This is a genomic window from Lentzea sp. NPDC004782 (assembly GCF_040609115.1).
In the GTDB taxonomy this organism is placed as follows: domain Bacteria; phylum Actinomycetota; class Actinomycetes; order Mycobacteriales; family Pseudonocardiaceae; genus Lentzea.
Genome location: NZ_JBEXJN010000019.1, coordinates 1 through 11,396 on the forward strand (window position 1 = coordinate 1; position 11,396 = coordinate 11,396).

Below are 11,396 nucleotides of genomic sequence, written 5' to 3' on the forward strand. Positions count from 1 at the left end.
CGGCCCAACCCCCCCGGCGGCCCCCCGCGGCCGGCCGTCTAGTTGTCGAGCGCGCCCCAAACCTCACGCCCGGCGCCACCCCGGCCCCGTACATCGCCGGTGCGCCCGTGTCACGCTGTCAGTTGCTGTAGCAGTCCCACGTCTGCTTCCAGTCCATGGTCCCGCTCGAGTTGCGGACACCGAACAACTGGGACGGCACGACCTCGCGTGCCCGGAACCCGAACGCCGCCACGCACTGCCGGTCGGCCTCCGGTCGCGTCTCGTTGATCGCGTCGCTCCGAGAGGGGAACTTGTCGCCGTGGTACCTGAGCGTGATGCTCAGGAACTTGGTGTCGGCGCTCGCCGGCACCGTCCCGAGAACGATCCCCGCGCCCGAGGCGAGCACCAGCGCGACTCCCATCGCTCGCACAGTCCTGCCGAATTTCGCGCGCACAGCCACCTCCATGAGTACGTGTCGGATGTGGACCCACCATCCTTTGTGCACTCAGCCGTCCGCAAGGCGGGGGCGACGACTCCGGCCCGGCGGGAGGGAAACCCTTCACGACCCGCGTACGGCGCCCGCCACCCCTCGTACCGTGGGGTGCCGGTAGAGCTCGCGCAGTCGCACCGAGGGCAGCCCCTCCGCCCGCATCGCCGCGCCGATCCGGACCGCGAACAGGGAGTTCCCGCCCAGCTCGAAGAAGTCGTCGTCCATCCCGACCGGAACGCCGAGCACAGCGCTCCAGATCACCCTGAGCCGGTCCGCGAGCTCGTCACCGGTCGGCGCGGCCTCCACATCGGACGGTGCGGAGGCCGGGTGGGGCAGGCGGTCCTGGTCGATCTTGCCGTTCACGGTCAACGGCAGCTCGTCCAGTGCGGTGACGGTGGACGGCACCATGTGTTCCGGCAGGATCCGCGCCGCCCGCCCGCGGACGTCCCTGGTGTCCGCGGGCTCGGTGAGCACGACGTAGCCGTCGATGCGGGCGCTGGCGGCGTCGTCGGGGTTGTCCCGGCGCACCACCACCGTGGCCGCGCTCACCCTCTGGTCCTCCAGCAGCACCGACCGGATCTCGTCCAGCTCGATGCGGAAGCCGCGGATCTTGACCTGGTTGTCGATGCGGCCCAGGTGGTCGAGGCGCCCGTCGGGCCGCAGCCGCCCGAGGTCGCCGCTGCGGTAGAGGACGCCCGGCCGGAACGGGTCCGGCACGAACCGCTGTGCGGTCAGCTCCTCGCGGCGGAAGTACCCGGCGGCGACCCCGGCGCCGCCCACGCAGATCTCGCCCGCGACACCGGGCGGGACCAGTCGTCCGGCCGCGTCCAGGACGTAGAGGTGCCAACCGGGCAGGGCTCGCCCTACTGACCGTGAACCGGCGAGTGCGTCCGCGCGGGTGACCGTCTGCGCGGTGACGTGGACGGTGGTTTCGGTGATGCCGAACATGTTCACCACGCGGCATCGGCTTTCCGGGTGCCGGTCGAACCAGCGCAGCAGCATCCTGGCGTCGAGCGGTTCACCGCCGAACACCACGAGCCGCACCGCGAGGTCCGCGTGGTCGACCGACAGCAGCTGCGCGAACGCCGACGGCGTCTGGCTGAGGACCGTGACCCGTTCGGACTTGAGCAGGTCGCGGAAGGAGTCGGGCTCGCGTGACACCGCGTGCGGCACGACGACGAGCCGGCCGCCGGTCAGCAGACAGCCCCAGATTTCCCACACGGAGAAGTCGAAGGCGCTGGAGTGGAACCACGTCCACACGTCGCCCGGCCGCAGCTCGTACTCGTCGCGGGTCGCGTCGAGCAACGCGATCACGTTGCGGTGCGGCACCACGACACCCTTGGGGCGGCCGGTCGAGCCGGAGGTGTAGATGATGTAGGCGGCCGTGTCGCCGTTGGCCTCGCCGAGCGCCGCGTCCTCCTGGGGGAGAACGACTTCCGGTGTGACGACCAGCGCGAGATCGGCGTCCTCGGCGGTGTACTTCCGCCGGTCGGCCGGGTGGGCCGGGTCCATCGGCACGTAGGTCGCGCCGGCCTTGAGGATGCCGAGCGCCGTCACGACGAACGACGCGGACCGGTCCAGGCACACGCCGACGCGGTCGCCGTCACGCACACCGCGGGCTCGAAGGCCCTGCGCGACAACGGTGGAACGTTCGTCCAGCTCGCGGTAGGAGAGCGCGTCGCTGCCGTCGGTGACGGCGATCGAGTCCGGTGTGGACTGAGCGATCCGCTGGAACGCCTCGTGGATCGTGCTCGCCGTCGGGGCGGACGGTGGAGCGGAGCGGCCGAGCTCCGTGACGTGACGCACGTCGAGGTCGTCCATCAACTGGACGTCGGCCACCTCGATCTCCCTGCGGCGCAGCACCTGGTGGTGCACCAGGCGCAGGTGCCGCGCGAACTGCTCGGCGATCTCGGGGGCGAAGGAGGCGGTCGAGTGGTCGAGCCGCAACCGCCGCCCGCGGTCGTCGTGGAAGATCGAGACGGTGAGCGGGAACGGTGGTGCGAGGCACGGGAGGTACTCGCCTTCGATCTGTTCACCGGCGAACAACAGGCCGACCGCGGCCGGCTGGTCCGTCGGCAGCGGCCGGACTCCGCCCAGCGCACCGGTCAGGTCGGCCGTGAACGAGCCGTGCGGGGTACCGACGACGGGAACGGACTCGGGGTCGTACCGCTGCAGCGTCACCAGCAGCGCCACGATCCAGCCGGTCTCGTCGCCGGTCTCGTCGATCTTGTGCAGGTACGTGGCGGAACCGGAGCCGTTGCCCAGACCCCAGGCCGGCGCGGCCGCGGTGGCAACGGGGATTTCGCGGCGAGTCACGACGACGAGATCGGTCTCGCCGTCGTCGTAACGCAACAGCACGCGGTGGGAGCCCTGATCAAGTCGCGACAGTTCGGCGACGCGACGGCGTTCGGCGACGGTGCTCGTGGACGCGGCAGGCACGTCCTCCACCCACAGCCCGGCCGGATCGACGTCGGCGGGGGAGTGGCGGAGCAGGCACTCGTGGAGGTGGGACATGACTCACTCCTTCTCAGCGGGCACTGAAGCCGCCGTCGACGGTCAGCACGGAGCCCGTGACCTGCTTCGCGTCGTCGGAGGCGAGGTAGACCACGGCGGCGGCCACGTCCTCGGGCTCGACCAGCGCGTTCATCGGCTGGGCCTCCACGAACGCCTTCTCGTGTTCCTGGACGGGCACCTCGAGCGCGCGGGCGATCTCGGCGAGCATCGCGCCCTCGAACTCCGGCACGTCCCGCACCGAGCCGGGGCACACGGCGTTGACCCGCACCTTCATCGGCGCGTAGTCCAGCGCGGCGGCCTTCGTCAGCCCGACGATGCCGTGCTTGGCGGCGACGTAGCCCGCGAAGTGGCGGTAGCCGACCAGGCCCGCGGTGGACGCGACGTTGACGATGCTGCCGCGCCGCCGTGCGCACATGCCCTCGGCGACCTCGCGCATCACCCGCCACGCCCCGGTGAGGTCCACGTCGATCATCAGGGCCCACTCGTCCTCGGTGATCCCGTGGACCGGTTTGCCGGACGGCGCGGCGATGCCCGCGTTGTTCACCACCACGTCGATCTGCCCGAACCGCTCGGTCGCCGCCGCGACCATCCGGCGCACCGACTCGCCCGACCGCACGTCGGTCTCCTCGACCAGCACGGCGGAACCCTCGTGGCGGCACAGCTTCGCGGTGTGGTCGAGCTGGCTGCGCGACCCGAGCGGGTACGGCACGCCGCCGACGTCCGCGCAGACGTCGGACAGCACGAGGTCCGCACCCTCCTGGGCACACCGCACGGCGATGGCCCTGCCCAGCCCGCGTGCCGCGCCGGTGACGAGCACGACCTTGCCGGTCAACCTCATCGGACCCTCCTCACAGGACTGTGCTGCTGATCAGCCGGAGCAGCGCGGGCGCCGCCTCGGTCAGGTACATGTGGCCGCCGGGCACCTCGACGTGCTCGAACTCGCCGGTGGTCGCCTTGCTCCAGCCGGCGGCGTCCTCATAGGACACGAGCTCGTCGTCCTCGCCGCGGATCACCGTGATGGGTGCCGGCAGCGGCAGATCGGTGCTGGGCACGTAGTTCTCGTGCATCTCCACGTCCGCGCGCAGCGTCGGCAGGATCATCTCCCGCATCTCGGGGTCCTCCAGCGCCTCGTGGGTGTAGCCGGCGAACTCGGAGACCCGCGCCAGGAACGCGTCGTCGGTCAGGCCGGTGGCGCGCTGCTGTCGTCCGGCCGCCGGTTCGGGCGAGCCGCTGGCGAACAGGCGCACCAGGGTGAGGTCCGGGTCCGCGGCCAGCCGGTGGGCGAGCTCGTAGGCCAGCACGGCACCCAGGCTGTGCCCGAACAGGGCGATCCTGCGTTCCTCGCCGAGGAGTTCGGGCAACCGCGCGTGCAGGTCGTCGACGGCGAGGTGGACGTCGCGGTGCGGGTCGAGGTCGATCAGGCGCTCACGGCCGGGCAGCTGCAACGGCACGACGCGCAGGGTGTCGCCCGCGATCGCCTGCCAGGGCTGGAAGAACGAGGCGCCCGCGCCCGCGTAGGGCAGGCAAACCAGGGTGGTCATCGGTTGGTCCTCCTGCGGTAGCGCCACACGGAGAGTGCGGCGAACAGAACGATGAGCAGTGCGCAGACGCACACGGTGTAGGCGACCGGGTGCACGGCCGCCCAGCCGTGCGGTACCCGGAAGCCCGGCGGTGCCGGGTTGCCGAACAGCGAGCGCAGGGCGTTGCCCAGGCCGCTGACGGGACTCCAGTTGGCGATGGCTTCGAGCGGACCGGGCAGCGTCGTGGTGACGACGAAGCCGGACGACACGAAACTGGCCGGGAACAGCCAGATCAGGCCGAGACTGCCGGCCACCTGGACGCTGGGCGTCACCAGCGCGATGAAAGCGCCCACCCACGACATGGCGAACGCGAACAGCAGGCACAGCGCGAACGCGGCGGCGATCTCCAGCGGACCGGTGTGCGGCCGCCAGCCGATCGCCAGGCCGCACAGCGCGGTGACGACGAGGCTCACGGAGGTGTTGACGAGGTCGGACGTCGTGCGCCCGGCCAGCACCGCGAGCCGGGGGATCGGCAACGTCCGGAACCTGTCGACCATGCCGTCCTGCAGGTCCAGCGCGAGACCCACGGCGGTGTAGGACGCCGTGAAGATCGCGGCCTGGGTGAGCAGGCCGGCGACGATGTACTCGCGGTAGGCCTGGCCGCCGAGGCTGCCGCCGAACACGAAGCCGATCAGCACGGTGAACATCACCGGTTCGATCAGGGTGGACGCGATCAGCATCGGCCGGCGGCGCAGGTGCAGCTGGTTGCGCCAGAAGATGTCCGCACCGGCGGAGAACACGGAGGTCGTCACGCCCGCACCTCCTGACGTGCGGTCAGGCGGAGGAAGACGTCGTCGAGCGTCGGGCGTTGCACGCCGATCTCCGCGATCGCGTCCTTGTCCACAGTGGACAGCACAGTGGCCAGTGCGGCCGGGCCGTCCGCGGTGGTCGCGGAGATCCGGCGGACCCGCGGCTCGACCTCCGGGATCGCGCCGGTGGCGTCGGCGACCGCGGCCGCGGCGGCGTCGAGGCTGTGGCCGTCGGCGAGCCGGAGCACCAGGCGGGTGAGGCCGGAGGCCGACTTCAGCTCGTCGGTGGTGCCCTCGGCGACGATCCGGCCGTGGTCGACCACCGTGACGCGGTCGGCGAGCCGGTCGGCTTCCTCCAGGTACTGGGTGGTGAGCAGCACCGTGGTGCCCGCGGCGGTGAGGTCGCCGATCGACTCCCACACGTCGAGCCTGCTCTCCGGGTCCAGGCCGGTGGTGGGCTCGTCGAGGATCACCACCGGTGGGTGGCCCAGCAGTGCGGCGGCGAGGTCGAGCCGGCGCCGGGTGCCGCCGGAGTAGGTCGACACCCGCTGGTTCGCCTTGGCCTCCAGGCGGAACCGGCCGAGCATCTCCTCGGCGGCACGCCTGGCCGCGCGATGCCGCATCCCGCGCAGCTTCGCGATGAGGTGCAGGTTCTCCAGGCCGGTGAGCAGGTCGTCGACGGCGGCGTACTGGCCGGCGACGCCGACGCTGGCGCGGACCTCGCCACCCCTCGTCACCACGTCCCAGCCGTTCACGACGGCGGTGCCGGAGGTGGGCGGCAGCAGCGTGGTGAGCACGCGCACGAGCGTCGTCTTGCCGGCGCCGTTTGGCCCCAACAAAGCGCGCACCTCGCCGGCGCTGATGTTCACATCAATACCGGCGAGTGCTTCTGTCCCGCCTGGGTATCTCTTTCTCAGATTGCGGGTGTGGACGACCGGTCCGTCCGATTCACGCACGGTCCACCAACTTCTTTGCAGCGTCGAATTGCCTGTCTTCAGAAACTTTCGGAAGAAGCCCCCATGCCTCTGCGAAAGTTTCGGACAGGTCTGCCCCAACTGGTGTTTTGTTTGCCAGGTGCCGACGTTAGCACTGCTCCCTGGTGGAATCCTGAGGGGATTCTGTGATGCGGATCTCGTGGCAGAGGCGGCCGAATTCGGGGTTATCGTTGGTCCCGGAAAGGCGGGGCAAAAATGGTAAAAGAGACTTTAACATCCGTCTTGCGGAGTCGCGCCGAATTCGATGCAATGACCGACGCGCTGATCTATATGTCCGATTTGGGTGACTTTCGGCGGAAAAATTACGTAAACGTCGATCGAACGGCGCGTGCCGTGGCGGCCTGGCTGCAGGAGCACTGCGCGCGGGGCGACCGGGTGCTGCTGCTGCACCCCGCGGGCCTCGAGTTCGGCACCGCGTTCTTCGGAAGCTGCTACGCCGGCACGATCGCCGTGCCCGCACCGGTGCCGGGCAGGTACCAGCACGAACGCCGCCGGCTCACCGGCATCGCCAGGAACGCGGGCGTCCGCGTGGTGCTGACCGATCGGGCGAACCTGGCCGCGGTCGAGAAGTGGGTGGCGGAAGCGGGTCTGCTCGACGTCGTGTGCCGGGCCACCGACGACGAGATGGGCGACCCCGAGGCGTGGCGGCCGCCGGAGATCTCACCGGACGACATCGCGTTGCTGCAGTACACCTCCGGGTCGACCAGTGAGCCCAAGGGTGTGATGGTCAGCCACCGGAACCTGCTGTCCAATGTAGACGCGATCATGGCCGCGACCGGAAGCGACTCCAGCAGCCGCAGCGGTGCCTGGATCCCCCACTACCACGACATGGGACTGATCGGTCTCCTCCTGACCGGTGTGCTGCGCGGCAGGGGATTCGCGCACATGTCCCCGATGGCGTTCCTGCGCAGGCCGCACCACTGGCTGCGGATGATGCAGGACCTGGACGTCAACATGACCGCCGCGCCCGACTTCGGCTACGACCTGTGCACCCGCCGGGTCACCGACGAGCAGCTCGCCGAGCTGGACCTGTCCTGCCTGCGCGCCGCCGTCAACGGCTCGGAACCGATCCGCTCGGCCAACGTCGCCCGCTTCTGCGAGCGCTTCGCCGCGGCGGGGTTCCGCGCGGAGGCGTTGCTGCCGATGTACGGCCTGGCCGAGGCCACGCTGATGGTCACCGGCACGTCCGGGCGCCCGCCGCTGCGCCGGTCGTTCGACGTCGACGCCCTGGAACGCGGCTCGCTGGTCGAGGACTCGGGGCGTGAGCTCGTCGGCTGCGGTGGCCCGAACGGGTTCGACGTCGCGATCGTCGATCCGCTGACGCGTGAAGCGCTGCCGTCGGGGCGGATCGGCGAGATCTGGCTGCGCGGCGTCTCGGTGGCCGCGGGCTACTGGGGCAACCCGGAGGCCACCGCCGCGACCTTCGACGCCAGGACGTCCGACGGCGACGGGCCGTTTCTCCGCACCGGCGACCTCGGTGGTCTGCACGACGGCGACCTGTACGTCACCGGTCGGCTCAAGGACACCCTGGTGCTGCACGGCCGCAATCTCCACCCGCACGACATCGAGGACGTCGTGCGGGAACAGCACGACGAACTGAACGGGTTGCACGGCGCGGTCTTCACAGTGCCGGGTGCGCACGACGAGGAACAGCTCGTCGTGGTGCACGAGATCCGCACCACCTGGGGTGCGCAGCGGCTCGCCGAGGTCGCCGCGTCGATGAAGCAGACGGTGGTCCGCGAGTTCGGGGTCGCGGTCGGGTCGGTCGTGCTGGTGCGGCCTTCGGCGGTGCGGCGGACGACCAGCGGCAAGATCCAGCGGTCGGCGATGCGCGCCCTTTACCTCGCCGACGAGCTGGAACCGGTGCTGTGCAGCGAGGACGCCCAGCTGACGGCCGCACGTGCGGCGGTGACCCGATGAAGGTCGCCGAGCTGGAGGCCTTGCTCAGCGCCCACGAGCACGACGCGTGGTCACCGGAGCTGCTGGCGGCACACGACGATCACGACAGGTTCCCCGCCGAGGCCGTCGCCGTGCTCGACGAGGCCGGTTTCGGGCGGAACTACGTGCTCGACCGGGACAGCTCGTTCCCCGAGATGACCGCGCTCATCCGCGCGGTGGCGCGGCGTGACCTGACGGTGGCGATCGCGCACGGCAAGACGTTCCTCGGCTCGGCCCCGGTGTGGGTGGCGGGCACGCCCGCCCAGGTCTCGGCGCACGCGGACCGGGTGCGTGGCGGCGAGATCGTCTGCTGGGGCCTGACCGAACGCGACCACGGCGCCGACCTGCTGGCGGGCGAGTTCACCGCGTCACCGGTGGACGGCGGCTGGCGGCTCGACGGCGAGAAGTGGCTGATCAACAACGCGACCCGGGGCGGCACGGCGTGCGTGCTCGCCAGGACCGATCCTCGTGGCGGGGCAAGGGGTTTCAGCGTCTTCCTGGTCGACCGGAGCCGTGTCCCGGACGAGGCGTGGCAGCCGTTGCCGAAGGTCCTGACCCACGGCATCCGCGGCGCGGACATCAGCGGGTTCACGGCCCGTGGCGCGGTCGTCGGTGACGACGCACGGGTCGGTGACGTCGGGGACGGCATCACCGTGGTGCTGAAAGCCCTGCAGCTCACCAGGATCGCGTGCAGCGGCCTGTCGCTGGGCGCCGCGGACCACGCGCTGCGGATCGCCCGCGACTTCGCCGTCGACCGCAGGCTCTACGGGCGGGTGCTCGCCGATGTGCCGCACGTGCGGCAGATCCTCGGCAGGGTCGCCGCCACCGCGCTCACCGCGGAGGCCGTCGCGCTGGTCGCAACGCGTTCGGTGCACGCGCTGCCCGGTGAGCTCAGCGTGGTCTCGGCCATCGCCAAGGCGTTCGTGCCCACGCAGGTGCAGCGGCTGCTGGGGTCGGTGGCCGAACTGCTCGGCGTGCGCGGGTTCCTGACCTCCGCGCCCGGCACGGGGTTCGCGAAGCTGGAGCGCGACCACCGGATCTGCGGGATCTTCGACGGCAGCACGGCGGTCAACCGCGCCGCGCTGCTCACCCAGATGCCGCGGCTCGGCCGGTTGCTGCGCTCGGAACGCGTCGACGCGGAAGGCGTACGCGCCGCTGCTCACCTGGACGCCGGACTGCCCGCGTTCGACCGGAACCGGCTGGCGCTCACCTCGCCGACCGGCTGCTCACTCGTCCAGTCGCTGCCGCGGGTCGCGTCGCAGGTGCCGGACGTGCTGAGCGAGGTGGAGGACCTGGCGGAGGCGGCGGCGGGGTTCGTGCCGGCGATCGGTGGACTGCCCGGCACGGCGTTCGACCTCGCCGCGCGGTACGAGCGGGCGTACGCCATCGCGTGTTGCCTGCTGCTGTGGTCGGAGAACGACCAGGCCGGCGAACAGCCGTGGTTGCGCGCCTGCCTGGCGGTGCTGCTCGACCGGGACGACGAGGAGGCCTTCGACGCGATGGCCGCGGTGCTGCTGGACCGGAAGGCGCCGGCCTTCTCGATCCTGGGGGAGGCGGCGTGATGCGGCTGGAGAAGCTCCTCGGCGACCTCGACGATCCGGCGAACCCGACCGGTGCCGCCGCGATCCTGGCCGCCGACGAACGCGGTGAGATGCTCACCGCCGGTGAGGCCGTGCTGGACGAGTACTGCCTGAACGCGGAGTTCGTCCCGGCGGCTCTGGGCGGCCGTCTCGACGACCTGGAACGGCTCGTCGAGGTGATGCGCACGGTGTACCGGCGTGATCCGGTGCTCGGCCTGGGCTACGGCGCCAGCTCGCTGATCTCCGGTGTGCTGCTGTGGACCGCCGGTTCGCCCGCGCAGAAGGAAAAAGCCGCGAAACGACTGCTTTCCGGCGAGCGGATCGCGGTGGCGGTCCACGAACTGGCGCACGGCAACGACATGGCGGGCATGGAGCTCGCCGCGACCCCGGCCGCCGACGGCTGGTTGCTCAACGGACGCAAGGAAGTCGTCACCAACATCCAGCGCGCGCAGGCAGTCGTGGTGTTCGCGCGGACCGACCCGAAGCCTGGACCGCGCAGCCACACGCTGATGTTCGTCGAACGCGCACCCGGCGACGGGACGGCGGACCTGCCGAGGTTCGCGACGTCCGGCATGCGCGGCCTGCAGCTGGGCGGACTGGCGTACGACGACACGCCCGCGGTCGCGCTCGGACCGGTGGGATCCGGGCTGGAGCAGGCGTTGCGGGCGTTGCAGGTGACCCGCACGGTCCTGCCCGCGATGGCCACCGGCGTGCTCGACACCGGGCTGCGTCTCGCGATCACGCACCTGTCGCGGAGAAAGCTGTACGGCGGCAAGGCGATCGACCTGCCGCACGTGCGGTCGGTGCTCGCCGGGGTGTTCGCCGACCTGCTGAAGGCCGAGGCGATCTCCGCGGCCGGTACCCGTGCGCTGCACGTCGTTCCCGGCTCCACCGCCGTGTACTCGTCGGCGGTCAAGTTCGCGGTGTCGAAGCTGGTGCTGGACGGCATGGACCGGTTGTCCGAACTGCTCGGCGCGCACTTCTACCTGCGCGAGGGGCCGGTCGCGTTGTTCCAGAAGCTGTTGCGGGACCTCGCACCCGTCGGCTTCGGGCACATCGCGCGGGCCGCGTGCCAGATGAGCCTGCTGCCGCAGCTGCCGTTGCTGGCCCGCCGGTCGTGGCGGACCGAGGCCGAGCCCACCGGCCTGTTCCGCGGCGACCTGCCGGAGCTGCGGTTCGACCGGCTCGCGCTGCACGCCGCGGGTCAGGACCCGCTCGCCGCCTCACTGGCAGCGGCGTTGCAGGACAACGGGATTCCGCGCGACGTGCGGGCCACCGCCGAGGCGAACCTGGCCGACCTGACCGGTCTGGCCGAGATCTGCGCGCGACTGCCCATCGCGGAGCTCGGGGTCGACGCCCCTTCTCGTTACTACGACCTCGTCACGCGGTACGTCGGGCTGCTCGTGCGGATCAGCTGCCTGCAGCTGTGGCGGCACAGCGCCGACGGGTTCCTCGCCGACCCCGCGTGGTTGTCCTCGCCGGACGCGCTGCTGGCCGAGCTGCTCGACCGCCACCGCGACCACCGCTACTTCGGCCTGTCCGGCCGCCGACTCGCCTGAACTTCTCATCCA

The 11,396-nt window shown here is 71.1% G+C and carries 9 protein-coding genes; 3 read left to right on the forward strand and 6 right to left on the reverse strand.

Translation table 11 applies throughout. The features are described from left to right. Positions 1–118: 118 nt before the first annotated feature. From ABZV40_RS19045 to ABZV40_RS19070, 6 genes are all read right to left on the reverse strand, one after another. A complete protein-coding gene (locus tag ABZV40_RS19045; protein WP_355442725.1) occupies positions 119–400 on the reverse strand; it encodes a hypothetical protein in 282 nt (93 codons plus the stop codon). Positions 401–538: 138 nt separating this feature from the next. After that, positions 539–2,983, reverse strand: a complete 2,445-nt coding sequence (locus ABZV40_RS19050) for an amino acid adenylation domain-containing protein (RefSeq protein WP_355442728.1) — start codon at positions 2,981–2,983, stop codon at positions 539–541. 13 nt (positions 2,984–2,996) lie between these two features. Then, the gene (locus ABZV40_RS19055; protein WP_355442731.1) at positions 2,997–3,821 is read right to left on the reverse strand and encodes an SDR family oxidoreductase; all 825 of its coding nucleotides are present in this window, start codon (positions 3,819–3,821) and stop codon (positions 2,997–2,999) included. A 10-nt stretch (positions 3,822–3,831) separates the two neighbouring features. After that, a complete protein-coding gene (locus ABZV40_RS19060; protein ID WP_355442734.1) occupies positions 3,832–4,524 on the reverse strand; it encodes an alpha/beta fold hydrolase in 693 nt (230 codons plus the stop codon). After that, positions 4,521–5,315 carry an ABC transporter permease gene (locus tag ABZV40_RS19065; RefSeq protein WP_355442737.1) on the reverse strand — a complete coding sequence of 265 codons (795 nt, stop codon included), beginning with the start codon at positions 5,313–5,315 and terminating at the stop codon, positions 4,521–4,523. The genes ABZV40_RS19060 and ABZV40_RS19065 overlap by 4 nt, the downstream gene beginning before the upstream one ends. After that, complete coding sequence (locus tag ABZV40_RS19070) at positions 5,312–6,268, reverse strand: ATP-binding cassette domain-containing protein (protein ID WP_355442740.1); 957 nt, start codon at positions 6,266–6,268, stop codon at positions 5,312–5,314. Before ABZV40_RS19070 ends, ABZV40_RS19065 begins: the two co-directional genes overlap by 4 nt. A gap of 288 nt (positions 6,269–6,556) precedes the next feature. On the opposite strand from ABZV40_RS19070, the gene ABZV40_RS19075 reads away from it, so the two are divergent. Genes ABZV40_RS19075 through ABZV40_RS19085 form a run of 3 tightly spaced genes read left to right on the forward strand, consistent with a single transcriptional unit; the run spans position 6,557 to position 11,384 of the window. Beyond that, on the forward strand, positions 6,557–8,227 hold the full coding sequence (locus ABZV40_RS19075; RefSeq protein ID WP_355442743.1) for a fatty acyl-AMP ligase: 1,671 nt from the start codon (positions 6,557–6,559) through the stop codon (positions 8,225–8,227). Beyond that, positions 8,224–9,807 (forward strand): acyl-CoA dehydrogenase, encoded by a 1,584-nt coding sequence (locus tag ABZV40_RS19080; RefSeq protein WP_355442746.1) that lies wholly within the window; start codon positions 8,224–8,226, stop codon positions 9,805–9,807. The genes ABZV40_RS19075 and ABZV40_RS19080 overlap by 4 nt, the downstream gene beginning before the upstream one ends. Continuing rightward, positions 9,807–11,384: an acyl-CoA dehydrogenase family protein gene (locus ABZV40_RS19085; protein WP_355442936.1), complete on the forward strand. Its 1,578-nt coding sequence runs from the start codon at positions 9,807–9,809 to the stop codon at positions 11,382–11,384. Before ABZV40_RS19080 ends, ABZV40_RS19085 begins: the two co-directional genes overlap by 1 nt. Positions 11,385–11,396: the final 12 nt, after the last annotated feature.

Excerpts from the sequence above, each read along its gene's own strand:
- ABZV40_RS19045 (WP_355442725.1), bottom strand. The coding sequence starts at position 400 with ATGGGAGTCGCGCTGGTGCTCGCCTCGGGCGCGGGGATCGTTCTCGGG.
- ABZV40_RS19050 (WP_355442728.1), bottom strand. The coding sequence starts at position 2,983 with ATGTCCCACCTCCACGAGTGCCTGCTCCGCCACTCCCCCGCCGACGTC.
- ABZV40_RS19055 (WP_355442731.1), bottom strand. The coding sequence starts at position 3,821 with ATGAGGTTGACCGGCAAGGTCGTGCTCGTCACCGGCGCGGCACGCGGG.
- ABZV40_RS19060 (WP_355442734.1), bottom strand. The coding sequence starts at position 4,524 with ATGACCACCCTGGTTTGCCTGCCCTACGCGGGCGCGGGCGCCTCGTTC.
- ABZV40_RS19075 (WP_355442743.1), top strand. The coding sequence starts at position 6,557 with ATGACCGACGCGCTGATCTATATGTCCGATTTGGGTGACTTTCGGCGG.
- ABZV40_RS19080 (WP_355442746.1), top strand. The coding sequence starts at position 8,224 with ATGAAGGTCGCCGAGCTGGAGGCCTTGCTCAGCGCCCACGAGCACGAC.
- ABZV40_RS19085 (WP_355442936.1), top strand. The coding sequence starts at position 9,807 with ATGCGGCTGGAGAAGCTCCTCGGCGACCTCGACGATCCGGCGAACCCG.